Source organism: Hafnia paralvei ATCC 29927 (assembly GCF_001655005.1).
Taxonomy (GTDB): Bacteria; Pseudomonadota; Gammaproteobacteria; order Enterobacterales; family Enterobacteriaceae; genus Hafnia; species Hafnia paralvei.
This window is the reverse complement of sequence record NZ_LXET01000054.1, coordinates 154,070-177,058: the sequence shown is the minus strand read 5'-3', so window position 1 is coordinate 177,058 and position 22,989 is coordinate 154,070. Positions and strand designations below refer to the sequence as shown.

Annotated in this window: 25 protein-coding genes; 20 read left to right on the top strand and 5 right to left on the bottom strand. The window is 49.1% G+C overall.

Translation table 11 applies throughout. The annotated features are described in order from the left end of the window. Nucleotides 1-12: 12 nt before the first annotated feature. From mutL to M988_RS17960, 12 genes are all read left to right on the top strand, one after another. Complete coding sequence (gene mutL, locus M988_RS18015) at nt 13-1,929, top strand: DNA mismatch repair endonuclease MutL (RefSeq protein WP_064575188.1); 1,917 nt, start codon at nt 13-15, stop codon at nt 1,927-1,929. A 23-nt stretch (nt 1,930-1,952) separates the two neighbouring features. Further along, on the top strand, nt 1,953-2,903 hold the full coding sequence (miaA, locus tag M988_RS18010; RefSeq protein WP_008814847.1) for a tRNA (adenosine(37)-N6)-dimethylallyltransferase MiaA: 951 nt from the start codon (nt 1,953-1,955) through the stop codon (nt 2,901-2,903). A 230-nt stretch (nt 2,904-3,133) separates the two neighbouring features. Continuing rightward, the gene (gene hfq / locus M988_RS18005; RefSeq protein WP_004093606.1) at nt 3,134-3,439 is read left to right on the top strand and encodes an RNA chaperone Hfq; all 306 of its coding nucleotides are present in this window, start codon (nt 3,134-3,136) and stop codon (nt 3,437-3,439) included. Nucleotides 3,440-3,537: 98 nt separating this feature from the next. Next, the gene (gene hflX, locus M988_RS18000) at nt 3,538-4,818 is read left to right on the top strand and encodes a ribosome rescue GTPase HflX (protein WP_004093608.1); all 1,281 of its coding nucleotides are present in this window, start codon (nt 3,538-3,540) and stop codon (nt 4,816-4,818) included. Nucleotides 4,819-4,888: 70 nt separating this feature from the next. Continuing rightward, nucleotides 4,889-6,148 (top strand): FtsH protease activity modulator HflK, encoded by a 1,260-nt coding sequence (gene hflK, locus M988_RS17995; protein ID WP_008814848.1) that lies wholly within the window; start codon nt 4,889-4,891, stop codon nt 6,146-6,148. A 3-nt stretch (nt 6,149-6,151) separates the two neighbouring features. Beyond that, on the top strand, nt 6,152-7,150 hold the full coding sequence (gene hflC / locus M988_RS17990) for a protease modulator HflC (RefSeq protein WP_004093612.1): 999 nt from the start codon (nt 6,152-6,154) through the stop codon (nt 7,148-7,150). A gap of 128 nt (nt 7,151-7,278) precedes the next feature. Next, nucleotides 7,279-7,479, top strand: coding sequence for a DUF2065 domain-containing protein (locus M988_RS17985; protein WP_016361118.1), 201 nt, complete (start codon nt 7,279-7,281; stop codon nt 7,477-7,479). 98 nt (nt 7,480-7,577) lie between these two features. Beyond that, nucleotides 7,578-8,876 (top strand): adenylosuccinate synthase, encoded by a 1,299-nt coding sequence (locus tag M988_RS17980; RefSeq protein WP_004093621.1) that lies wholly within the window; start codon nt 7,578-7,580, stop codon nt 8,874-8,876. Nucleotides 8,877-9,271: 395 nt separating this feature from the next. Continuing rightward, a complete protein-coding gene (gene nsrR, locus M988_RS17975; protein ID WP_064575184.1) occupies nt 9,272-9,697 on the top strand; it encodes a nitric oxide-sensing transcriptional repressor NsrR in 426 nt (141 codons plus the stop codon). Between the two features lie 41 nt (nt 9,698-9,738). Next, nucleotides 9,739-12,291 (top strand): ribonuclease R, encoded by a 2,553-nt coding sequence (gene rnr / locus M988_RS17970; protein ID WP_061059258.1) that lies wholly within the window; start codon nt 9,739-9,741, stop codon nt 12,289-12,291. Between the two features lie 119 nt (nt 12,292-12,410). Continuing rightward, nucleotides 12,411-13,145 (top strand): 23S rRNA (guanosine(2251)-2'-O)-methyltransferase RlmB, encoded by a 735-nt coding sequence (gene rlmB, locus M988_RS17965; protein WP_004093628.1) that lies wholly within the window; start codon nt 12,411-12,413, stop codon nt 13,143-13,145. Nucleotides 13,146-13,433: 288 nt separating this feature from the next. Beyond that, nucleotides 13,434-15,068 carry an isovaleryl-CoA dehydrogenase gene (locus tag M988_RS17960; RefSeq protein ID WP_039187852.1) on the top strand — a complete coding sequence of 545 codons (1,635 nt, stop codon included), beginning with the start codon at nt 13,434-13,436 and terminating at the stop codon, nt 15,066-15,068. A 10-nt stretch (nt 15,069-15,078) separates the two neighbouring features. Here M988_RS17960 and M988_RS17955 read toward each other — a convergent pair whose 3' ends face one another. Continuing rightward, complete coding sequence (locus M988_RS17955) at nt 15,079-15,354, bottom strand: YdgH/BhsA/McbA family protein (RefSeq protein ID WP_008814853.1); 276 nt, start codon at nt 15,352-15,354, stop codon at nt 15,079-15,081. A 172-nt stretch (nt 15,355-15,526) separates the two neighbouring features. Continuing rightward, nucleotides 15,527-15,835 (bottom strand): biofilm peroxide resistance protein BsmA, encoded by a 309-nt coding sequence (bsmA, locus tag M988_RS17950; RefSeq protein ID WP_004093636.1) that lies wholly within the window; start codon nt 15,833-15,835, stop codon nt 15,527-15,529. 179 nt (nt 15,836-16,014) lie between these two features. Here bsmA and yjfP point away from each other — a divergent pair, with 179 nt between their 5' ends. Further along, nucleotides 16,015-16,764, top strand: a complete 750-nt coding sequence (gene yjfP / locus M988_RS17945; protein ID WP_039187853.1) for an esterase — start codon at nt 16,015-16,017, stop codon at nt 16,762-16,764. A 148-nt stretch (nt 16,765-16,912) separates the two neighbouring features. Here yjfP and M988_RS17940 read toward each other — a convergent pair whose 3' ends face one another. After that, nucleotides 16,913-17,188 carry a YdgH/BhsA/McbA family protein gene (locus M988_RS17940; protein WP_004093640.1) on the bottom strand — a complete coding sequence of 92 codons (276 nt, stop codon included), beginning with the start codon at nt 17,186-17,188 and terminating at the stop codon, nt 16,913-16,915. Nucleotides 17,189-17,564: 376 nt separating this feature from the next. Between M988_RS17940 and rpsF the strand changes: the two genes are divergently transcribed. From rpsF to M988_RS17915, 5 genes are all read left to right on the top strand, one after another. Further along, nucleotides 17,565-17,963, top strand: a complete 399-nt coding sequence (gene rpsF, locus M988_RS17935; protein ID WP_004093642.1) for a 30S ribosomal protein S6 — start codon at nt 17,565-17,567, stop codon at nt 17,961-17,963. An 8-nt stretch (nt 17,964-17,971) separates the two neighbouring features. Further along, nucleotides 17,972-18,289, top strand: a complete 318-nt coding sequence (gene priB, locus M988_RS17930) for a primosomal replication protein N (RefSeq protein WP_008814855.1) — start codon at nt 17,972-17,974, stop codon at nt 18,287-18,289. 4 nt (nt 18,290-18,293) lie between these two features. Further along, on the top strand, nt 18,294-18,521 hold the full coding sequence (gene rpsR / locus M988_RS17925; RefSeq protein WP_000135199.1) for a 30S ribosomal protein S18: 228 nt from the start codon (nt 18,294-18,296) through the stop codon (nt 18,519-18,521). 39 nt (nt 18,522-18,560) lie between these two features. Then, nucleotides 18,561-19,010, top strand: coding sequence for a 50S ribosomal protein L9 (gene rplI, locus M988_RS17920; RefSeq protein WP_004093647.1), 450 nt, complete (start codon nt 18,561-18,563; stop codon nt 19,008-19,010). Between the two features lie 130 nt (nt 19,011-19,140). Further along, nucleotides 19,141-19,503 carry a DUF488 domain-containing protein gene (locus M988_RS17915; protein WP_008814856.1) on the top strand — a complete coding sequence of 121 codons (363 nt, stop codon included), beginning with the start codon at nt 19,141-19,143 and terminating at the stop codon, nt 19,501-19,503. On the opposite strand, the gene M988_RS17910 is transcribed toward M988_RS17915, so the two are convergent. Next, a complete protein-coding gene (locus tag M988_RS17910) occupies nt 19,500-20,189 on the bottom strand; it encodes an OapA family protein (RefSeq protein WP_064575182.1) in 690 nt (229 codons plus the stop codon). The two genes, M988_RS17915 and M988_RS17910, sit on opposite strands and share 4 nt — an antisense overlap. Nucleotides 20,190-20,436: 247 nt before the next feature. On the opposite strand from M988_RS17910, the gene bamJ reads away from it, so the two are divergent. Continuing rightward, nucleotides 20,437-21,057 (top strand): BamJ family beta-barrel-assembly machinery protein, encoded by a 621-nt coding sequence (gene bamJ / locus M988_RS17905; RefSeq protein ID WP_004093653.1) that lies wholly within the window; start codon nt 20,437-20,439, stop codon nt 21,055-21,057. Between the two features lie 295 nt (nt 21,058-21,352). On the opposite strand, the gene ytfE is transcribed toward bamJ, so the two are convergent. Next, a complete protein-coding gene (ytfE, locus tag M988_RS17900; RefSeq protein WP_004093655.1) occupies nt 21,353-22,024 on the bottom strand; it encodes an iron-sulfur cluster repair protein YtfE in 672 nt (223 codons plus the stop codon). 130 nt (nt 22,025-22,154) lie between these two features. Between ytfE and M988_RS17895 the strand changes: the two genes are divergently transcribed. Continuing rightward, nucleotides 22,155-22,958, top strand: coding sequence for an aminoglycoside phosphotransferase family protein (locus M988_RS17895; protein WP_064575179.1), 804 nt, complete (start codon nt 22,155-22,157; stop codon nt 22,956-22,958). The last annotated feature ends 31 nt before the right edge of the window (nt 22,959-22,989 follow it).

The following is a 22,989-nucleotide window of genomic DNA, read 5'->3' as shown; positions in this document are numbered from 1 at the left end:
CAAGGAAATCATATGCCGATTCAGGTTTTACCTCCGCAGCTTGCCAACCAGATCGCCGCTGGTGAAGTGGTGGAACGCCCTGCTTCGGTGGTTAAAGAGCTGGTTGAAAACAGCTTAGATGCCGGAGCTACACGTATCGATATTGAGATAGAACGCGGAGGCGCTAAGCTAATCCGTATTCGCGATAACGGCTGCGGTATTAACAAAGACGAACTGGCATTAGCATTAGCGCGCCATGCGACGAGCAAAATCACCTCGTTAGATGACCTTGAGGCGATCATGAGTCTGGGATTTCGCGGTGAAGCGCTGGCAAGCGTCAGTTCGGTGTCGCGTTTAACCATGACTTCACGCACCGCGGAGCAGAATGAGGCCTGGCAGGCCTATGCTGAAGGTCGTGACATGGCGGTAACGGTCAAGCCTGCGGCTCATCCGGTTGGTACTACGGTTGAAGTGTTGGATCTTTTCTACAACACTCCCGCGCGCCGCAAATTTATGCGCACTGAGAAAACGGAGTTTGGGCATATTGATGAAGTCGTGCGACGCATTGCATTGGCTCGATTTGATGTGACTATCCAGCTTCACCACAACGGGAAAATGATACGCCAGTACCGTGCGGTGAAAGAAGATGGGCAAAAAGATCGCCGTCTTGGCTCAATTTGTGGTACGGCCTTTATTCAGCATGCGCTAGAGATTAAATGGGAACATGGCGATCTGGCTATTCACGGCTGGGTCGCCGATCCTGTAGGTTCCCGTCAACTGACCGAAATGCAGTATAGCTATGTAAATGGCCGCATGATGCGGGATAAGCTCATTACGCACGCTATCCGGCAGGCATATCAGGATCAGTTGAAAGACGATCAACAGCCTGCTTACGTATTGTATTTGACCGTTGATCCGCATCAGGTTGATGTGAATGTCCATCCGGCCAAGCACGAAGTTCGTTTTCATCAGGCGCGCTTAGTCCATGATTTTATTTATCAGGCTGTTATTTCTGTTCTGCAACAGTCTGAACAACCGGCTTTACCGGAAGTGGCAGCGGACGAGGCTCCACGCTGGGAACCCGAAAATCGAGTGGCTGCAGGCGTGAATCAGTTCAGTAAAACCCCGTTACGCGAGGCCTCTCCGGCATACGGTCACTCTTCAACCCAAGGGCAGGCGTCTGATAAGAAAAAGCCAAGTGACAACCGCCATTTCTCCAGCGGCGATGGCTATCAGAAGCGAGAAGGGCAGCTCTATCAACGTTTGATGCAGGTACCCGAAAAGCGGATGCCTCAATCACAGGAGATACAGAGTAGCAGCGAGCTTTTCCCCGTCGTGAACCCGCGCAAGCCTGAACTGTTTCCACAGCCAGCGCCTGCGTTGTTTGAACACGGTGAGAGTAGTTTCGGTCGTGTTCTCACTATCTGTGAGCAGCATTTTGCTTTGCTTGAGCGTCAACACGGCATAGCGCTATTGAACCTGGATGCGGCAGAAATAGAATTGCGTCGGGTACAGCTATTGCCTGGAACAGAAGGTTTGCGACCACAGCCGCTGCTGATTCCCGTCAAACTCACGCTGAGCGCCGATGAAATTAAAGGCGTGCAAAGCTGTAGCGAGAGGCTTAAACACTTAGGCGTTGATTTGGTGCTTGAGCGTCAGCGAGTGACATTACGCGCCGTACCTTTGCCGCTACGCCATCAAAATTTACCCCAGTTGATTCCCGCATTTCTGAGCTTTTTGGCCGAGCAGCCTAACGCCGAATCAGAGGCAATTAGCAAGTGGCTCGCCAGCCATCTGATCACTGAACGTGAGCAATGGACTGTTTCTCAAGCGATTCAACTGTTGGCTGAGCTTGAACGACTCTGTCCTGAGTTGGTAAAGTCGCCGCCTTCCGCACTACTGCACCCTGTAGATTTAAAGCCGGCGATGGTTTCGTTGCAGGCCGATTGATTAAGAGCTGAATAAGATATTTTATGACTAACAACGCCAACCATATTTACCCCCCAGCCATTTTTATTATGGGGCCTACGGCGTCAGGAAAAACGGCGTTAGCGATGGCGCTACGTCAACGATTTCCTGTTGAACTTATTAGCGTTGACTCTGCTCTAATCTACCGTGGAATGGATATTGGTACTGCCAAACCGACTGCTAAAGAATTAGCTGAGGCTCCGCATCGATTGATCGATATTCGCGATCCTGCGCAAAGTTATTCTGCCGCTGATTTTCGTGCTGATGCGCTGCGTGAAATGGCATCTATTACCGCAGAGGGAAAAATTCCCCTGCTTGTTGGTGGAACCATGCTTTACTTTAAAGCATTGCTTGAAGGACTTTCGCCTTTGCCGGCGGCGAATCCACAGATTCGTGAGCAGATAGAAAAGCAGGCGCAAGAGCTGGGCTGGGATGCGTTGCATCGCCAATTGCAGCAGGTTGATCCGGTCGCTGCGGCTAGGATTCATCCAAATGATCCACAGAGACTGAGTCGTGCACTGGAAGTTTTTCTCATTTCGGGTAAAACTTTAACTGAACTGACTAAAATTTCAGGTGAAACGCTACCCTACAATGTGCATCAGTTTGCGATTGCACCTGCAACTCGCGAACAGTTACACCAGCGGATCGCCCTGCGTTTTGAGCAGATGATGGCTTCGGGTTTTGAAGCCGAAGCCAGAAAACTGTTTGAGCGTGGTGATTTGCACACAGACTTACCTTCTGTACGCTGTGTCGGTTACCGCCAGATGTGGTCATATTTTGAAGGCGAAATCGATTACGATGAAATGGTCTACCGTGGAATTTGTGCGACGCGTCAGTTGGCTAAACGTCAGATGACTTGGTTGCGCGGTTGGGAGTCAGTGCAGTGGCTAGATAGTGACAAACCTGCACAGGCTCTGGAAAGTGTGGCACAGGTTGTTAGTGCATCGCTTGATTGATTGTGTACAATTGAGGTGATTGGGCCGTAATTAGGCCGATGGGTACTTGAATCAGGGAGATTCGTGCTCCATATACTCATCATAGTTCCAGTTTCAGGTGTATTGCTTGGCGCTAGAATATTGAGAGTAAAGTACTCAGTGCGCAAATTTTTACGCAGTTTATTTTGATTAGAACCACTAGGGTTCTTAGTAACATACAACAAACAACTAGCAAATAAGGAAAAGATAGAATGGCTAAGGGGCAATCTTTACAAGACCCGTTCCTGAACGCACTGCGTCGTGAACGTGTCCCAGTTTCAATCTATTTGGTGAATGGTATTAAGCTGCAAGGCCAGATTGAGTCTTTTGATCAGTTTGTCATTCTGTTGAAAAACACTGTTAGCCAGATGGTTTATAAGCACGCAATTTCTACCGTTGTTCCGTCTCGTCCTGTTTCTCATCATAGCAATAATCCGGGAACTGGCGGCAGCAGCAACTACCACGGTAGCAATCAGGCGCCTTCACAGTCGTCTCAGGACAGCGATGACGCTGAATAAGCCGCATCGTTTGTTATCTCAGTCGGAGAGTGTTGATGATCGTTTGTCATTGATGCTCTCCGTTCTCATCGGTCCGATCCGTTTGAGAGGTTTCACGTTTGTTTGACCGTTACGAAGCCGGCGAGCAGGCCGTACTGGTTCACGTCTATTTCTCCCAAGAAAGAGATATTGAAGATCTCAGAGAGTTTGAGTCCCTGGTCTCCTCAGCGGGCGTTGAAGCATTGCGCGTTGTTACCGGCAGCCGCAAGGCCCCGCATCCTAAATATTTTGTTGGCGAAGGCAAAGCTGAAGAAATCGCTCAGGCGGTTCAGGAAACAGGTGCCTCCGTCGTCCTTTTTGATCATGCCTTATCTGCTGCTCAAGAACGCAATCTGGAAAAATTATGCCAGTGTCGTGTTATTGATCGCACCGGCCTGATCCTCGACATTTTTGCCCAGCGTGCGCGTACCCATGAAGGTAAGTTGCAGGTTGAGCTTGCCCAGTTACGCCATTTGGCCACGCGTTTAGTGCGGGGCTGGACTCACCTTGAACGTCAAAAAGGTGGGATTGGTTTGCGTGGACCGGGGGAGACTCAGCTTGAAACAGACCGCCGCTTATTGCGCGATCGCATCAGCTTGATTTTGTCTCGTCTTGAGCGTGTTGAAAAACAACGCGATCAAGGACGCCGTGCGCGTAGTCGCGCAGATGTTCCAACGGTGTCACTGGTGGGTTACACCAATGCTGGAAAATCAACGCTGTTTAACCATATTACTAAGGCAGATGTGTATGCTGCCGACCAACTGTTTGCTACGCTTGATCCGACGCTGCGTCGTATTGAAGTGGCCGACGTCGGTACAACGGTTTTAGCCGATACAGTCGGGTTTATTCGCCATTTGCCACACGATTTGGTGGCTGCTTTTAAAGCAACGTTGCAAGAAACCCGTCAAGCATCGCTTTTATTGCACATAATTGATGCATCTGATGCGCGTGTTGATGAAAATATTGACGCGGTGAATACTGTATTAGCAGAAATCGAAGCAGATGAAATTCCTGTACTGCTTGTGATGAACAAAATTGATATGCTGGATGAGTTCGAGCCGCGTATCGATAGGAACGATGAGAATTTACCTGTGCGGGTTTGGGTTTCGGCACAAACCGGGGTAGGAATTGATTTGTTGTTCCAAGCGTTGACCGAACGCTTGAGCGGTGAGATTGCTAGCTTCGAGCTGCGATTGCCGCCTGCGGCAGGACGTTTACGTAGCCGTTTTTACCAGCTTCAGGCGATAGAAAAAGAGTGGGTTGAGGAAGATGGCAGTATTGGATTACAAATCCGCCTCCCAATTGTGGAGTGGCATCGACTCTGTAAACGTGAACATGAATTACTAAAGTATATTATTTAGTAACACTTGGTTAATATCACTTACTCAAATGAGTCTGAAGAACACCAATCATTGAAGAATGGAGCGAAACATGGCGTGGAATCAGCCCGGTAATAACGGACAGGACCGCGACCCGTGGGGGGGCAGCAAGAATGATGGCGGCAACTCCGGCGGAAACAACAATAATGGTAACAACAATAATCGAGGTGGCCGCGATCAGGGGCCGCCAGATCTAGATGATATCTTCCGTAAACTGAGCAAAAAGCTGGGTGGACTGGGCGGTAAAGGCACGGGTTCCAGCAATTCAGGTAATCCACGCGCACCTATGGGTGGCAAAGTGGTTGGCCTTGCTGTCGCAGCCGTTGTTGTCATCTGGGCCGCAAGTGGTTTCTATACCATTAAAGAAGCCGAACGTGGCGTCGTGACACGTTTTGGTAAATTCAGTCACTTGGTGCAGCCAGGTTTGAACTGGAAACCGACTTTTGTTGATGAAGTGACCCCGGTAAACGTCGAATCCGTGCGTGAACTGGCGGCGTCCGGCGTGATGCTGACTTCTGATGAAAACGTGGTACGCGTTGAGATGAACGTGCAGTACCGTGTGACTAATCCAGAAGAGTACCTGTTTAACGTCACCAATGCGGATGATAGCCTGCGTCAGGCAACTGATAGCGCGCTGCGTGCAGTCATTGGTAAATACTCGATGGATAAAATCCTGACTGAAGGCCGTACCATTATTCGTACGGATACTCAGAAAGTGTTGGATGAAACCATCAAGCCTTACAAAATGGGGCTCACCGTGCTGGACGTAAACTTCCAGGCTGCGCGTCCGCCTGAAGAAGTTAGAGCTGCCTTTGACAAGGCGATTGCTGCACGTGAAAAAGAACAGCAGTCGATCCGTGAAGCTGAAGGTTACGTCAACAAAGTTCAGCCAGAAGCTAACGGTAAAGCGCAGCGTATTCTTGAAGATGCCAAAGCTTATAAAGATAAAACTATTTTAGAAGCTCAAGGTGATGTCGGCCGTTTAGCGCTGTTGCTGCCAGAATATAAAGCGTCTCCACAGATTACCCGCGAGCGTTTGTATCTGGAAACGATGGAGCACGTGCTGGAGAATTCTCGTAAAGTGCTGATTGATGATAAGAGCAATAACCTGATGGTATTGCCACTAGATCAACTGATGCGCGGCGGTAAATCTGGCACAACGACCACGCCGAGTACCGATATGGATAGTGCAAGTCCGGCACCATCTGTAACCAAGCCATCAAGTAACGTAGATTTAAGCGGCGATAGTGTGATGGACCAGCGCCGAGCGAATGCTCAGCGTAATGATACCAATCGTCAGGGAGGAGAATAACTAATGCGTAAGTCTCTGTTACTAATTCTCATCGTTATTCTGGTGGTATTGTACTCATCGCTGTTTGTGGTTAACGAAGGCCAGCGCGGCATCATACTGCGCTTTGGTAAAGTGGTACGTGATGATGAAAATAAACCTCTGGTGTATGCACCGGGTCTTCATCTGAAAGTGCCATTTATCGAATCAGTCAAAATGCTGGATGCCCGTATCCAAACTATGGATAACCAAGCTGATCGTTTCGTGACCAAAGAAAAGAAAGACCTGATTATTGACTCTTATATCAAGTGGCGTATCAGCGATTTTAGCCGTTACTATCTGGCCACCGGCGGTGGCGATGTTCTGCAGGCCGAAGTGCTGCTGAAACGTAAATTTAGTGACCGTCTGCGTTCTGAGATCGGCCGTCTGGATATCAAAGATATCGTTACAGATTCCCGCGGTAAGCTGATGGAAGATGTGCGTGAGGCTCTGAATACGGGGTCAGTTGATGATGCAGGCAGCGAAGCAGATAATGCGATTGCTAATGCAGCAGCTCGGGTTGCGCGCGAAACCAATGGTAAACAACCAGAGGTTAACCCAAACAGTATGGCTGCTCTGGGTATTGAAGTTATCGACGTGCGTATTAAGCAGATCAACCTGCCAGCCGAAGTTTCAGATGCAATTTATAACCGTATGCGTGCAGAACGTGAAGCTGTAGCTCTGCGCTACATTTCACAAGGTCGGGAAGAAGCTGAGAAACTGCGTGCAACAGCTGACTATGAGGTCACTCGTACACTGGCAGAAGCAGAGCGTCAGGGGCGTATTACTCGTGGTGAAGGTGATGCGGTTGCGGCGAAACTGTTTGCTGACGCATTTAGTCAGGATCCAGACTTCTTTGCCTTTATTCGTAGTCTGAAAGCTTACGAAAACAGCTTTAAAAATGGTCAAGACGTTATGGTTCTGCGCCCAGACAGTGATTTCTTCAAATACATGAAATCACCAAACGGTAATGCCGCTGCCAAATAATGTTTGCCTGAGTGACTCTGAATAAAAGAACGTTTTTAGAAACAGAGCGCTCAATATTGATGAGAAGGCCCGTTCAGCGGGCCTTTTTTTTGCTCGTTTTTTGATTTTGCCGACGTTCAGAGAGAGATATGAACTCTACAATTTGGATGGCTTTAGGGTTGGTTTTGATCGTGGAAGGGTTAGGTCCAATGCTTTTTCCACGCATTTGGCGGCGCATGATTGCAACGATGGCTCAATTACCTGACGGCGTTTTACGGCGTTATGGTGGAGGTCTAGTGGTTGCAGGCCTAGTTATATACTACATGTTGCGTAGCCGTATGGGTGGCTAAAGGCGTAAGACATTTTTTGCGCAATCGTGTGCTAAAAAGTGCTGAAAGCTCCTAAATGTGATGGTAGAATCCATTTTTAACAACGTGGTGATAGTGAAATGGGTAAGAATGTCGTCGTACTAGGCACCCAATGGGGTGACGAAGGTAAGGGCAAGGTCGTAGACCTATTAACCGAAAGGGCCAAGTATGTTGTGCGCTACCAGGGCGGTCACAATGCAGGTCATACACTAGTCATTAACGGTGAAAAAACCGTTCTTCATTTGATTCCGTCAGGAATTCTGCGCGAAAACGTAACCAGCATTATTGCAAACGGTGTGGTATTAGCACCTGACGCTCTGATGCGTGAAATGACCGAACTGGAAGCCCGTGGCATCCCTGTTCGCGAACGTCTGTTACTCTCCGAAGCTTGTCCTCTGATCCTGCCATATCATGTGGCTTTGGATAACGCGCGCGAAAAAGCACGCGGTGCGAAAGCTATCGGTACAACTGGTCGTGGTATCGGGCCTGCGTATGAAGATAAAGTCGCTCGTCGCGGTCTACGCGTTGGCGATCTGTTCAACAAAGAAACCTTTGCAGTTAAGCTGAAAGAGATTATGGAATACCATAATTTCCAACTGGTTAACTATTACAAAGTTGAGGCTGTTGACTATCAGACCGTGCTGGATGAAGTTATGGCTGTTGCCGACATCATCACTGCTATGGTGGTTGACGTTGCTGATCTGCTGAACAAAGCTCACAAGAAAGGTGAGTTTGTGATGTTTGAAGGCGCACAGGGTACTCTGCTGGATATCGATCACGGCACCTATCCATATGTGACTTCTTCCAACACCACTGCTGGTGGCGTAGCTACCGGTTCTGGCGTAGGTCCACGCTGTGTTGATTACGTTCTGGGTATTGTAAAAGCTTACTCTACTCGCGTAGGTGCAGGTCCGTTCCCAACTGAACTGTTTGATGAAGTCGGTGAATTCCTGTGTACTAAAGGCAACGAATTCGGTGCAACTACCGGTCGTCGTCGTCGTACCGGCTGGTTGGACGCTGTTGCTGTTCGCCGTGCCGTAGAGCTGAACTCTCTGTCTGGCTTCTGCATGACCAAACTGGACGTGCTGGACGGCTTAGACGAAGTGAAGATCTGTGTAGGTTATCGTATGCCGGATGGTCGTGAAATTGACACCACTCCGCTGGCCGCTGAAGGCTGGGAAGGCATCGAGCCAATCTACGAAGTGATGCCAGGTTGGAAAGAAACCACCTTCGGCGTGAAAGAGCACAGTAAATTGCCTCAGGCGGCACTGAACTACATCAAACGTGTAGAAGAAGTGACCGGTGTTCCAGTTGATATCATTTCTACTGGTCCTGACCGTGAAGAGACGATGATTCTGCGCGATCCGTTCGACGCATAATCGTTAGCATCGTGCTGTCTCTTGATGAACCGGGCTCTGCCCGGTTTATTACTTTTAGCCCCTTCCGACTTGAAATTTGGCGCTTAGACGCCAAATATCCCGAGAAATATACTCTTCATGCTATACCCGTCATACTTGAAGTTGCATCGGCGTTGGCTGCGTTCGTTCACCCGAATCACTGACTAGAGTAAGCTCATCGTGATTTTCTCGCTTGCCGCCTTGATGCAGCTCCAATTATTTTGGCTTAAATAGCTAGTCGCTTTTGCTGTGGCTGGTTTATTATCCAAATAGATAGATCTGTTTTTGGGATGAATCCCCGAAATTGATCTCTATGATTAATTCGTTTTTATGCTGGGTTATCGTGAGATAACGCCAAGCTAGACTCAGAGGTCGCCGTGCAGTTAACAAGTTTTACTGATTTTGGTTTACGGGCGCTAATTTACATGGCATCCCTGCCCGCCGATCAGATGACAAACATCACCCAAGTCACCGATGTTTACGGCGTATCTCGCAACCATATGGTTAAAATTATTAATCAGCTGAGTCGTGCCGGCTTTGTCACCGCCGTTCGAGGTAAGAACGGAGGCATTCGTTTAGGACGAGCAGCGAAAGATATTCGTATTGGTGATGTGGTGAGAGAGCTTGAGCCCTTAACGCTAGTTAACTGCTCTCGCGAGTTTTGCCATATCACGACAGCCTGCCGCTTGAAGCAAGTTCTGCAAAAAGCCACGCAGGCTTTTCTGGCCGAGTTGGATCAATGCACTCTGGCCGATTTAATTGAAGAAAACTCACCGCTTTATAAGTTGCTGTTGGTTGAATAATCAATTCAGCGGCAATTGCTGATGACTACGGAGGAACCGCAATGTCACAAGATCCTTTCCAGGAACGCGAAGCAGAGAAGTACGCCTCACCGATCCCAAGCCGCGAGTTTATCCTGACGCATCTGTCGCAGCACACCACGCCCGTTAGCCGTGAGGAGATCGCGCGTGAACTAAATCTGACCAGCGAAGAGGATTTGGAAGCTCTGCGACGCCGTCTGAGAGCGATGGAACGCGACGGACAGCTCATCTTCACCCGACGTCAGTGCTATGCGCTGCCAGAACGTCTTGATTTGAAGAAGGGAACCGTTATTGGCCATCGTGATGGCTACGGTTTCATTCGCATTGAAGGAAGCAAAGATCGTGACGATCTCTACCTTTCTTCAGAACAGATGAAGCTTTGCATTCACGGCGACGTCGTGCTGGCACAGGTTGTTGGTACCGACCGAAAAGGGCGTCGCGAAGCTCGCATTGTACGTGTGCTTGAGCCTAAGCAGAGCCAAATTGTTGGCCGCTATTTCACTGATGCTGGCGTTGGTTTTGTTGTGCCAGATGATAGCCGCCTAAGTTTTGATATATTGATCCCGCCTGACTCGATTGCCGGTGCTCGCATGGGGTATGTGGTCGTTGTCGAACTGACTCAACGCCCAACGCGTCGTACTAAAGCCGTGGGGAAAATTGTTGAGGTCCTAGGCGACAATATGGGCACCAGCATGGCGGTGGATATCGCTCTGCGTACCCATGAAATTCCACATACTTGGCCTGAACAAGTGGAGAAGCAGGTCGCTGATTTAAGCGAGCAGGTGCCTGAAGCGGCGAAAAAAGGCCGTGTTGACCTGCGTGATTTGCCGTTGGTGACTATCGATGGCGAAGATGCTCGTGACTTTGATGACGCGGTTTACTGTGAGAAAAAACGCGGTGGTGGTTGGCGTTTATGGGTAGCGATTGCTGACGTAAGCTACTACGTGCGCCCAAATACCGCTCTGGATCATGAAGCGCGTAGCCGTGGTAACTCGGTTTACTTCCCGTCGCAAGTTGTCCCTATGCTGCCGGAAGTGCTGTCGAACGGCTTATGTTCGCTAAACCCACAGGTCGATCGTCTGTGCATGGTGTGTGAGATGACCGTTTCTGCAACGGGTCGCCTGACGTCGTTTAAATTCTACGAAGCGGTGATGAGCTCACATGCTCGTCTGACTTACACTAAAGTCGCGCATATTCTGGCGGGGGATGAGGAGCTGCGTGAGCACTATCGTCCGTTGGTTAAACCGCTGGAAGAGTTGCACAACCTTTACAAAGTACTGGATCATGCACGCGAAGTGCGTGGCGGTATTGCGTTTGAGACCGAAGAAGCCAAGTTCATCTTTAACGCTGAACGACGCATCGAGCGTATTGAACCCACCGTACGTAACGACGCGCATAAGCTGATTGAAGAGTGCATGATTTTGGCGAATATTGCCGCTGCACGTTTTGTAGAGAAAAACGAAGAACCGGCTTTGTACCGTATCCATGACCGTCCAAGCGACGATCATTTGACCTCGCTGCGTAGCGTGCTGGGCGAGCTGGGTCTAACGTTGGGCGGCGGTATGAAGCCTGAGCCAAAAGATTATGCCGATCTGATGGATGAAATTGCCGATCGCCCTGACCACGAAATGCTGCAAACGATGTTGCTGCGTTCCATGAAGCAGGCGGTATATGATCCAGAAAACCGTGGTCACTTTGGTTTAGCTCTGTCGGCGTATGCCCACTTTACCTCTCCGATCCGCCGTTATCCGGACCTTAGCCTACATCGTGCTATCAAGTATCTGTTGGCGAAAGAACACGGTGGCGACCATGCTGGTTGGACTAAAACCGGCGGTTGGCACTACAACGAAGAGCAGATGCTGCAATTGGGTGAACACTGCTCTATGACAGAGCGCCGTGCGGATGAAGCCACCCGTAACGTAGCTGATTGGCTGAAGTGTGACTTCATGCAGGATCATGTCGGAGAAACCTTCACCGGCATTATCTCTAGCGTGACCGGTTTTGGCTTCTTTGTGCGTCTGGACGACTTGTTCATTGATGGCTTGGTGCATGTGTCCGCGCTGGACAACGACTATTATCGTTTCGACAATGTAGGACAGCGACTGATAGGTGAATCTTCCGGTCAAACCTATCGCTTAGGCGACAAGGTGGAAATCCGCGTCGACGCTGTGCATATGGACGAGCGTAAGATTGATTTTGTTCTGCTTTCTAGCACGCGCACTCCGCGTGGTGCAGGTAAAACCGAGAAAGATCGCGCTAAACGTACTCTAAGAGAAGACAAAGCGCCTTCTCGTGGGTCGCGCCGCGGTGGTAAGATGCCTGCTAATTTCGAACCGGATAGTGCATTCCGTAAAGATAAAGACGGTAAGCCAGCGAGAGCGGGTAAAGCGGGCACAGGGAAAAAGGATAAATCAGTGAAAATTGATAAATCCGGCAAACCTGCCAAGCCGGCGAAAAATGCCAAAGATAAAGATCTGACTAGCACTAAGCCAAAAGCTAAAAAAGTTTCGGCGAAAACCAAGAAAATTGCGGCGGCAACCAAGGCCAAACGTGCTGGGAAAAAAGCTGCAGAGTGATAGTTTGATTTAAATAACAGGCAGTAATGCTTCACTATTTACTGCCTAAAGTTAAATTCCCGCCTGTGCCTGTGCGAAAGCTCGGACACAGGCGGCTGACGTTATAGCGTTTTAAAATTATGAGCGAAATGATTTACGGTATTCACGCAGTTCAAGCGCTGCTTGAACGCGATCCACAGCGTTTTCTTGAAGTCTTTGTGATGAAGGGACGCGAAGATCGTCGCTTGATGCCACTGATTGCAGAACTTGAGCAGATGGGCATTGTCATCCAGGTGGCAAACCGTCAGTGGCTGGATGAGAAAGTGGAAGGCGCAGTGCATCAGGGCATTATCGCTCGTGTGCGCGAAGGGCGTCAGTATCAGGAAAATGATTTACCTGCGTTGCTGGAAAATCTGGATAAGCCGCCATTCCTATTGATTCTGGACGGTGTAACCGATCCGCACAATTTGGGCGCCTGTTTGCGTAGCGCGGACGCCGCAGGTGTGCATGCGGTTATTGTTCCACGCGATCGCTCCGCACAGCTAAATGCAACTGCCAAGAAGGTCGCCTGTGGTGCCGCGGAAACTGTTCCGTTGATCCGTGTGACTAACTTGGCGCGTACTATGCGCTTCCTGCAAGAGCAAAATATTTGGATCGTTGGCACTGCGGGTGAAGCTGATCATAATCTATATCAAAGCAAAATGACTGGCCCAATGGCGCTAGTGATGGGCGCTGAAGGTGATGGCATGCGTCGTTTGACTCGTGAACATTGCGATGAGCTGATCAGCATTCCGATGGCGGGGAGCGTTTCTTCTCTGAACGTTTCTGTTGCGACCGGTATCTGTTTGTTCGAGGCTGTGCGTCAGCGCGGATAGTTTTTCAGTGCTGAAAACTACGCGAGTTTTTGTAAGGGTGGCTGTGGCCTAATGCTGATCGTTTAAGAGATACACGGGGCTAGCACACCGCGGGGCGCTCCGGCAGCTAAAGCTGCTACGACCCCATCGGTGTACTTCCCCTAAAATCACGCTTAAGTGACCGGCATTAGGCTGTGGCCACCTTTTTTTATGAATTTCTTTTGTGAAGTGACTACCAGCAAAAACAGCCTAAGCGATCATACTTAGAGACCTAGCCCTGTTGGTGGGGCGACGTTAGGGACTATGACTATGACGTGGCAAACGCATACGGTTTTTAATCAACCCAATCCCCTAAGTAACAGTAATCTTTATCTTTCCGATACCCCTTTGCAAGAGGCCGTTGTCCGCGAGCAGGCGGGATGGGATAGCGCTTTACTCAGCGCCGTTGGTCTGCAACTTGGATCTGCCGAGTCACTCGAACTTGGTCGGATGGCGAACGCCAATCCACCAGAGCTTTTACGATATGACGCGGCTGGTCGCCGTGTGGATGAGGTGCGTTTCCATCCATCGTGGCATATGTTGATGCAGGGACTGACAGAAAATCGTGTGCATAACTTACCTTGGCAAAACAATGCGGTTAGCGGCTCTTTCGCCGCACGTGCAGCGCGTTTTTTACTGCATAGTCAGGTTGAGGCTGGCACGCTGTGCCCGATAACCATGACATTTGGTGCTATCCCGCTGCTGCAAAAATGCCTGCCTACGTCAATGAATGGCTGGCTGATGGGATTGGCATCCAATCGTTATGATCCACACTCACTGCCCGCTGAGCAGAAAAAGGGTTTGCTGATTGGGATGGGAATGACGGAAAAACAAGGCGGTTCAGATGTCCTCACCAACACGACACAGGCAATCGCTCTGGAAGGTCAGGGGAGTGGCAAGCCTTACCGTATAGTCGGGCATAAATGGTTCTTCTCCGTACCTCAAAGTGATGCTCACCTAATTTTGGCTCAGGCCAGCGGTGGTATTTCCTGCTTTTTTGTTCCTCGTATTCTTCCTGATGGAACGCGTAACGCGATTCGCATCGAAAGGCTGAAAGAGAAGTTGGGTAATCGCTCAAATGCCAGCGCTGAAGTTGAATTTCAGGATGCCACTGGTTGGCTATTGGGCGATGAGGGTGATGGTGTACGTCTGATATTACAGATGGGAAGTGCGACTCGTTTTGATTGCGCGCTCGGCAGCCACGGTCTGATGCGTAGAGCTTTCACCGTTGCTTTTTATCATGCCTTACAACGGCAAGCATTTGGCAAATCATTGGCAGAGCAGCCGCTGATGCGTCAGGTATTTGCTAAAATGGCACTCAGGCTAGAAGGGCAAACCTCGCTGTTATTTAGGCTCTGCCGCTCTTTAGAGATGCCTGATGTCCAAGGCGAAAGGCTGTTTGGTCGTTTGATGACGCCTGCAGCCAAATTTGCTGTTTGTAAGCAAGGTATCCCCTTTGTTGCTGAGGCTATGGAGGCCTTAGGAGGTATAGGTTATTGCGAAGAAAGTGAACTGCCTCGTCTGTATCGAGAAATTCCGGTGAACAGTATTTGGGAAGGTTCTGGCAATATCATGTGCTTAGACGTATTAAGGGTATGGCGTAAAAACCCTCACATGGAGGAGATGCTGAGTCTGGAGCTGGCTGACGTAAAAGGACAGAACGTGTTATTGGATAAAGCTTGGCGAAATTTGCTCAAGCGACTGCATAATCCAAGTGAAGCAGAAGCTCGAATCATCAGCGATGAGTTATTTAATATTAATGCAGCGGCACAACTGCTGCGCTTTGCGCCTACAGAGGTGGCAGAGGCGTGGTGTCAACAATATCACTCATCTGATGGTGCAAGGGTGATCGATAATCGAACTCAGGATCTTTTGTTACAGCGCGCGATGGGACTTGGCTGCTAGAAACCCCACGTTAACTATAGAGTGCCGCCGTGACATGCCAAGTATGCTGCGGCATATTTTCGTCCATGCTCAGGATGCGGTAGTAGCTCGCTCCTTGCTCATCGGCTTTTAGTGCAATGAGGCGCTCGACATCGTGAGGTTCGCCCACAACCCCTTGTACTGAGATCACGCCGACTTGGTTTAGCCCTGTGGTGAGATCGGCATTCACGTTTTCCGCGGATTGAGCGGTTGCGCTGATTAAGCCAATAGAAAGCAGTAGGGTAGTGAGTACAGGGGATCTATTCATCAGCGAACTCCTTATGCTTATTTCATCATCCAGATTAAAATATTAAGGTGTGTTAACGTCTCCATAACACCGTGATCATAAAAAAAAGTCTACGCACTTTGCCTAATAATGAGACAGAACGCGTAGACTTTTATCGATACCGTGTAAAATTTGTTAAATAAAACCTGCAGTTTTATTTATATAAAATGGCTTGAGCGTACCACTGACCCGGCACGCCGGTCTCATCCACCATGATCACGTAATAGTAAGTTGCACCAGCTTCATCGGCTTGTTTTTGCAGTACTTCTTGAGCATTCATTGGGCTGCCATATACCTGAGCACTTATTGTCCTCATGCGTGTTAGCGTGCTGGTTTGATCGCGACGAATTTCCTGTGCGTGTGAGCTCGGCGCTGGTGGTGGAACGGGTTTGCTGTTCATCACGCCACAGGCGGTTAAAAACAGCGTAAAGAGGATTACGAGGGAAAGTTTAATTTTTTTCATCCTGATGGCCTGCGGTAGTTAGGCAAGTCTTTCAATTGTATCCTGTATGACGCGGAAATGACCAGTAAGCACGCGGGAATTCATCAGTAGTTCATAACTTAGAACCAGAAGTGATTGTTTCTGCTCAGCCTCCGGCTCATTATTTGTCACTTAATCGCAAAACTCGGGAGGATAAAAGAATGATTGAGATGTTTGATGAAGTGGTCGATGGGCTTCCTGTTTTGCATGCCGCGCCGGCGGGTAAGCAGGGGAAGCCTTTACCAACTCTCTTTTTCTATCATGGTTTTACCTCTTCTAAAGAAGTGTATTCCTATTTTGGTTATGCATTTGCGAAGGCGGGTTTTCGCGTTATTTTGCCTGAGGCCAATTTGCACGGTTCGCGTTTTAACGGCGACGAGGCATACCGTATGGCTCATTTCTGGAACATTCTTAGATCAAACATAGATGAACTGCCTGCCATTTATCAGCATTATCAGCGGCAGGGTTTAATTTTGGACGATCGGGTTGGCGTGTGCGGTGCATCCTTGGGAGGAATGACGACGCTGGGAGCAAAGGTGCGCTATCCGTGGATTCAGGCCGCAGCATCATTTATGGGCTCGGGTTATTTCGAATCCTTGTCACAAACGCTCTTCCCGCCGTTTGACGTAAAAACCGTTGAAGATCGCCAACGACTTAGCGCTGAGCTGGGCTTTTTAGCCGAATATGACGTTAGTCACCAGTTGGAAAAATTGGCAGATAAGCCATTACTTATTTGGCATGGTTTGGCTGATGATTTGGTGCCAGCCGAGGAGAGTCGGCGTTTAATTCGCGATCTGGCGGAACACCGTTTGCTGGAACATATTCGCTTTGAAACGGAAGCCTCCATTGGGCATAAAATTACGGTTTCTGCCTTAGATGTGGGCGTGCAGTTTTTCTCTCGCCATCTATAAGTATAAGGTGAAAAAAAGCCCCGTATGATGGGTGTCATAAGGGGCAACGTAGCGATGTTTTCGTTGTTATTATTGGCAGGGTTGTCACAATTTTTGCTGGGTTTTTCTCTGGTGTGGCACGCGTCGTTTGTTCTAATAGAAACCTATTTTAGCGGAACAGAGCTGCGCTGACGTGCATCTGACCGTTGCTTTCAGGCTCATGCATTACAATCACTTGATAATATTTTGCGCCTTGAGCGACAGCTTCCTGCTGTAGTTGCGGTAGCGCTTCCTGCACGTTTTGTACGTCATGGTTTACGCTGACAACTGCGTATTGATTGGCAATCAGCGAGTTTGCCTGACGGCCTGTAATCTCAGTTGCTGCGAGTGCGTTGGTGGCGGCAAACAGGGTTAATGTCGTCACGAGGGCGATGATAGATTTCATCGGATTCTCCTCAATCTTATTGATATACGTTGAATAACTTTTCGTAAAGCACGTGTGATGTGAACAGCATTATCCGTTGCCGATATAACTAGTTTAGTCCTCATTTATTCAATTGATAGCTACATTTTTTGCTCTATAAATTCAAAAAAACTGAATGTCTTTAACCATAAATGCGGGACACCTGATCCAGCCCACTCGAGCTATAAATCTAGACCTGACTTGTTCTCGACAATAATTTCACCAATTGCCTTGAGTTTCCTACCCCACGCAAGTATGATTACGCGTCATTTTTCAGCCGCACACAAACACGTTCCTTGCCTCCATGGGCCGCGGCTGACCCTATCAGGAGGCTGAATAATCCGTAAGGAGCAATTCGATGCGTCATTACGAAATCGTTTTTATGGTCCATCCTGACCAGAGCGAACAGGTTCCGGGCATGATCGAGCGTTACAGTGCAACCATCACTAACGCTGCTGGTCAGATTCACCGTCTGGAAGACTGGGGCCGCCGTCAGCTGGCTTACCCGATCAACAAACTGCACAAAGCCCACTACGTTCTGCTGAACGTTGAAGCTCCGCAGGAAGCGATCGATGAGCTGGAAACTAACTTCCGCTTCAACGACGCCGTTATCCGTAGCATGGTTATGCGTACTAAACACGCGGTAACCGAAGCTTCACCAATGGTTAAAGCGAAAGACGAACGTCGTGGCGATCGCCGCGAAGACTTCGCTAACGAAACCGCTGATGATGCTGATGCTGGGGATTCTGAAGAGTAATTGCTGCAATGACCTCAAATCGTCTGGTTTTGACTGGCACAGTGTGCAAAGTTCCCATTCGAAAGGTCAGTCCCTCTGGGATCCCGCACTGTCAGTTTGTGCTTGAGCACAGGTCGATACAGCAGGAAGCCGGATTTAGCCGACAAGCATGGTGCAGAATGCCTGTGATTGTTAGCGGACAAGCATTTCAAGCAACTACCCACAGATTAACGGTCGGCAGTATGCTAACGGTTCAAGGTTTCATTAGTAGCCATCAAGGCCGCAATGGTTTGACCAAGTTAGTGTTACATGCCGAGCAGATTGAATTGATAGATTCTGGAGACTAGCCATATGGCACGTTATTTCCGTCGTCGCAAGTTCTGCCGTTTCACCGCGGAAGGCGTTCAAGAGATTGACTATAAAGATATCGCTACGCTGAAAAACTACATCACCGAAAGCGGTAAGATTGTACCAAGCCGTATCACCGGTACCCGTGCGAAGTACCAGCGTCAGCTGGCTCGTGCTATCAAGCGCGCACGTTACCTTTCTCTGCTGCCATATACTGATCGTCATCAGTAATCGGCTGCTGTCCATTAACGACTTTAAGAGGATAAGGTAATGCAAGTTATTCTGCTTGATAAAGTAGCAAACCTGGGTAGCCTGGGTGATCAGGTTAACGTTAAAGCAGGTTACGCACGTAACTTCTTGGTTCCACAGGGCAAAGCTGTTCCTGCAACTAAGAAAAACATCGAGTTCTTCGAAGCACGCCGTGCTGAACTGGAAGCCAAACTGGCTGACGTTCTGGCAGCTGCTGAAGCTCGTGCTGCTAAGATCAACGAACTGGGTGCTGTAACCATCGCTTCTAAAGCGGGTGACGAAGGCAAACTGTTTGGTTCAATCGGTACTCGTGACATCGCTGATGCAATTACTGCAGCCGGTGTTCAGGTAGCGAAAAGCGAAGTTCGCCTGCCGAATGGCGTTCTGCGTACTGTTGGTGATCACGAAGTTCACTTCCAAGTACACAGCGACGTATTCGCACAGCTGAATGTCGTTGTAGTTGCAGAGTAATAGCTGAAAAGCTGTTAACGCTGTAACTCGTCAAAGCGCCGGCCTTGTGCCGGCGTTTTGCATTCTATTCTGGTTCTCCCCAAATAGAAAAACGGCGTAGACTATGATGAGTTCTGTTCAGGAGGATCTCATGTCAGCCGTTATCCATGTAGCTCGCGTTTATGACGCCCACCCCCCATATCCCGCCAATACATTTCTGACCGATCGCCTATGGCCCCGTGGTATTTCCAAGGCTCGTCTTGAGGGCGTTGAGTGGCTTAAAACCGTTGCACCCAGCAGCGATCTTCGTCATGCGTTTCACGAACAACGGGTGTCTTGGGATGAGTTTGGTGTTTTATATCGCGCTGAGCTTGATGCTAATGATGCCAGAGATGCTTTGCTCGCCATTTTAAAACGTGGCGAGCCACTCACGCTGCTGTACGGTAGTCGAGATGAGCAGCACAATCAGGCCATTGTGCTGCGTGAATATCTGTTGGAAAGAGTGAAATCTTAGCGAATACGGCGGAAGCTGCCATCAGCCTCGCGACGGAACTCAATTTGCTCGTTGCTAATGGTTTTAATTTTTAACGCAATCACTTGTCCTTGCGCATTATGCTGAATCTCAACGTCCTGCCCCGCTTTTAAATTGCTCAGTGGTTTATCGTTGCCTTCAACCTGTGCCATCGCAAAGACATCATTGACATTCAATTGGTTGTCGCGGAAAAGCTGAGCCAAGGTTTGCCCTGCTTGAATATGATACTCCTGCCAGCCATTTTGCTCGGCTTGGCGCGTATTCTCTACTCGCGGCGGTGGAGGGGCGTCATTGTTATCCATACCCGCTTGCATAGGGGCTTCGTTTTCCTGCTGTGGTTCTGGTGAATAACGTAAGTCTTGGGGATCTGAATAAGGCCAGAGAAGTGACAGCAGAAGTACCACTGTGGCGACAATCACCCAGCGGCGGTGGAAAGGGGGTAAAGGCTCCATCCAATCGAAACGGTCAGGCATATGCCACAGGTTATAGAGATGCTGTGTAACGACTTTCAGCTTATCTGACAGTTTGGAAGACATAGGACGCTCCGTTTCCTGATCCTGCGGCTCCAGTAGTGCTGGGGAGTTCCGCTGACGTAGGTTGAGCCATGTACGCAACATGGGTTGATAAACCCTCGTACTTCTTCTTCTCCTGGGCGTGATTCTGCCCATGATGACCTCTCTTGATGGTGCCTTAGTCGTTAGCGTAGAGAAAATCGACGCGAAATGACAGGTTAATACTCTGAAAATGAATATATACAGAACGGGTGTAATAACCTGCATTTATCTTATCAAGTAAATGAACTGTTATTGTTTCTTTTTACTCGACAAAAGTCATCCTTCTGGATGCAAGATTTTACCCTAGGCTCAAGCGCTGCTATGCTTCGCCTTCTACATTTTAAAGATTAAAGGAAACACCATGTCGACCCCTTCTTTTGACAGTATAGAAGCGCAAGCAAGTTATGGGATTGGTCTGCAAGTCGGCCAGCAGCTGAATGAGTCTGGTCTGGAAGGTTTACAGCCTGAAGCCCTGTTGGCAGGCCTGCGTGATGCGATGGAGGGGAATGCTCCGGCGGTTCCTGTTGAAGCCGTTCATCGTGCGCTGCGTGAGATCCACGAGCGTGCTGATGCGGTACGTCGTGAACAGCAGAAAGGTTTAGCGGAAGCGGGTCAGAAATTCTTGGAAGAGAATGCCAAGAATGATGATGTCACCGTTACTGAATCTGGCCTGCAGTTCAAAGTGCTAGAAAAAGGCGAAGGTACTATTCCGGCTCGTCAGGATCAGGTGCGTGTTCACTATACGGGGCGTTTAGTTGACGGTACCGTATTTGATAGTTCTGTTGAACGTGGCCAGCCTGCTGAGTTCCCAGTTAATGGCGTGATCCCTGGCTGGATTGAAGCACTGACCATGATGCCAGTCGGTTCAAAATGGCAGCTGTATATCCCGCATAACTTAGCTTATGGGGAACGCGGCGCAGGTGCAGCAATCCCGCCATACAGCGCATTGGTATTTGACGTTGAATTGCTGGAAATCCTGTAAGTCAGGCGATTAAGCAGCGTTGAATAAGACGAAAGCCGGCATTTGCCTAAGGCTGATTGTTTAAGAGATTGAGATATTCGGGGCTAGCACACCGTGGGGCGGTTATGGAACACATTCATGTGTTCCCCCCTAAGGGGCAACGCTAAAGCGTTGTTCAACTTTGCTCCCTGCAAAGTTGTCGGCAGCTAAAGCTGCTACGACCCCATCGGTGTACTTCCCCTAAAATCGTGCTTAAGTAACCAGTATTAGGTATTTTCCGGCTTTTTGCTTTTTTTATAACGGTAGGGCAATGGTTTCATTCGCCACGCAGCGCGCGTGGGAATAGCAGGTTATTCTCGAGGCTGATGTGTTCCATCAGATCGCTAATGAATTCATTAATGCCTGCATACAGTGCCTGCCAGGTATTGCATGCACCTTCAGGTGGAACGACGTTGTTTGTCAGGAATTTGATCACTTCTAACTGTTCTCCAGCCTCATCATGCTCGCTTTCCATTACCGAAATGGGTCCACCGGCTTGAGCCCCCATACCCTGTTCAATCAGTGGGAATAAAATACGTTCTTCCTTCATCATATGCTGGCTGAGATCTTGGTAGATAAGGTTCAGCTGTTTAGCTAAGCCTTTTGGGCAGGCAGGTTTTTCAGCGTGCACTCGTTCAACCTTTTCGGCCATAAGAATCAGTTCAGGCAGTTGTTCGCGGTGGCGATCGTGATAGCGCTTAACGATAAATGGCGTAATTTCTGCTAGCGGTGTATTCCGCCAGTCGTGCGCGGTTTCATTATTTAGTTCATTTTTTAGGTTTTCCAGCGCAGCCTCGAGTTCATCGACATTGAGGTTTTTCTTGGTCGCCACACGTAGCAGCGTTTGTTTGCCACCGCAGCAAAAGTCCATGTCATGCTGGCGGAACAGAAGGGTGGCGCGTGGAATGGTAATTGCTAATTCGCCCAGTGATAAATCGCGTAGTGCCATGATGAACTTCCTCTGAGTACCTAAAATTTATAAAATGCATTTTAAATGCACTTTATAAAATAAGCCATAACTCTTTGGGGGTTGTTCTGGGTTTTGCAATACTGATACAAACTTTAGGTGAGGAGTTTAGATGTTTACCCACTGGCTAACATTGTGGAATTTGCAGGTCGATGGCGAGCTGATTAAGACACATAACGCTCAACTCTTGCCGGTATTATGTGATGGCGCACCTCTGATGTTGAAACTGGCAGGGGTAGAAGAGGAGCGCCGCGGTGCTGAACTGATGCAGTGGTGGGACGGAGACGGCGCGGCTCAAGTGGTGGCGCGGCAGGATGACGCTTTGCTGATGGAGCGTGCATGTGGTACGCAAAACCTGATGAGCATGGTTAATAATGGCCAAGACGATGAGGCAAGCGAAATTATTTGCCGCGTGATATCTCGTTTGCATCGTGCTCGAACATACCAAGCGCCGCCATTGGAAACGTTATCCCAGCGTTTTGGCGCATTGCGCAGTGCCGTGCTACAAAGCCACGATCCGCTGTTGTCACTCTGTGGTGTAATGGCTGAGCAGCTACTTTCAGACCCCCTTGAGGAAGTGGTGCTGCACGGTGATATTCATCATGGCAATATTTTGAATTTCGAAGCGCGTGGCTGGTTGGCAATCGATCCCAAAGGTTTATACGGTGAACGCGGCTATGACTATGCCAACTTATTTTGCAATCCAGAGCTATCAATCGCGACGAAGCGGCCACGATTTTTACGCCGATTAGAGGTGGTGACCCAAACGGCAAAAATCGAAAAACAGCGATTGTTGATGTGGATTATGGCTCATGCCGGTTTGTCTGCCGCGTGGTTCTTAGAAGACGATGATTTGGATTTATTTGCCGGCAGAATGGCTATTGCTAAGCTAGCGGCAGATGAAATGGGTTGCTAAAAGCCCCCACTAGAGTGTAGTGGGGGCTGAG

What these genes read in the sequence shown, in the direction of transcription:
- mutL (WP_064575188.1), top strand. Translation starts at nt 13, where the DNA reads ATGCCGATTCAGGTTTTACCTCCGCAGCTTGCCAACCAGATCGCCGCT.
- miaA (WP_008814847.1), top strand. Translation starts at nt 1,953, where the DNA reads ATGACTAACAACGCCAACCATATTTACCCCCCAGCCATTTTTATTATG.
- hfq (WP_004093606.1), top strand. Translation starts at nt 3,134, where the DNA reads ATGGCTAAGGGGCAATCTTTACAAGACCCGTTCCTGAACGCACTGCGT.
- hflK (WP_008814848.1), top strand. Translation starts at nt 4,889, where the DNA reads ATGGCGTGGAATCAGCCCGGTAATAACGGACAGGACCGCGACCCGTGG.
- hflC (WP_004093612.1), top strand. Translation starts at nt 6,152, where the DNA reads ATGCGTAAGTCTCTGTTACTAATTCTCATCGTTATTCTGGTGGTATTG.
- M988_RS17985 (WP_016361118.1), top strand. Translation starts at nt 7,279, where the DNA reads ATGAACTCTACAATTTGGATGGCTTTAGGGTTGGTTTTGATCGTGGAA.
- M988_RS17980 (WP_004093621.1), top strand. Translation starts at nt 7,578, where the DNA reads ATGGGTAAGAATGTCGTCGTACTAGGCACCCAATGGGGTGACGAAGGT.
- rnr (WP_061059258.1), top strand. Translation starts at nt 9,739, where the DNA reads ATGTCACAAGATCCTTTCCAGGAACGCGAAGCAGAGAAGTACGCCTCA.
- rlmB (WP_004093628.1), top strand. Translation starts at nt 12,411, where the DNA reads ATGAGCGAAATGATTTACGGTATTCACGCAGTTCAAGCGCTGCTTGAA.
- M988_RS17960 (WP_039187852.1), top strand. Translation starts at nt 13,434, where the DNA reads ATGACGTGGCAAACGCATACGGTTTTTAATCAACCCAATCCCCTAAGT.
- M988_RS17955 (WP_008814853.1), bottom strand. Translation starts at nt 15,354, where the DNA reads ATGAATAGATCCCCTGTACTCACTACCCTACTGCTTTCTATTGGCTTA.
- bsmA (WP_004093636.1), bottom strand. Translation starts at nt 15,835, where the DNA reads ATGAAAAAAATTAAACTTTCCCTCGTAATCCTCTTTACGCTGTTTTTA.
- yjfP (WP_039187853.1), top strand. Translation starts at nt 16,015, where the DNA reads ATGATTGAGATGTTTGATGAAGTGGTCGATGGGCTTCCTGTTTTGCAT.
- M988_RS17940 (WP_004093640.1), bottom strand. Translation starts at nt 17,188, where the DNA reads ATGAAATCTATCATCGCCCTCGTGACGACATTAACCCTGTTTGCCGCC.
- rpsF (WP_004093642.1), top strand. Translation starts at nt 17,565, where the DNA reads ATGCGTCATTACGAAATCGTTTTTATGGTCCATCCTGACCAGAGCGAA.
- priB (WP_008814855.1), top strand. Translation starts at nt 17,972, where the DNA reads ATGACCTCAAATCGTCTGGTTTTGACTGGCACAGTGTGCAAAGTTCCC.
- rpsR (WP_000135199.1), top strand. Translation starts at nt 18,294, where the DNA reads ATGGCACGTTATTTCCGTCGTCGCAAGTTCTGCCGTTTCACCGCGGAA.
- rplI (WP_004093647.1), top strand. Translation starts at nt 18,561, where the DNA reads ATGCAAGTTATTCTGCTTGATAAAGTAGCAAACCTGGGTAGCCTGGGT.
- M988_RS17915 (WP_008814856.1), top strand. Translation starts at nt 19,141, where the DNA reads ATGTCAGCCGTTATCCATGTAGCTCGCGTTTATGACGCCCACCCCCCA.
- M988_RS17910 (WP_064575182.1), bottom strand. Translation starts at nt 20,189, where the DNA reads ATGGGCAGAATCACGCCCAGGAGAAGAAGAAGTACGAGGGTTTATCAA.
- bamJ (WP_004093653.1), top strand. Translation starts at nt 20,437, where the DNA reads ATGTCGACCCCTTCTTTTGACAGTATAGAAGCGCAAGCAAGTTATGGG.
- ytfE (WP_004093655.1), bottom strand. Translation starts at nt 22,024, where the DNA reads ATGGCACTACGCGATTTATCACTGGGCGAATTAGCAATTACCATTCCA.
- M988_RS17895 (WP_064575179.1), top strand. Translation starts at nt 22,155, where the DNA reads ATGTTTACCCACTGGCTAACATTGTGGAATTTGCAGGTCGATGGCGAG.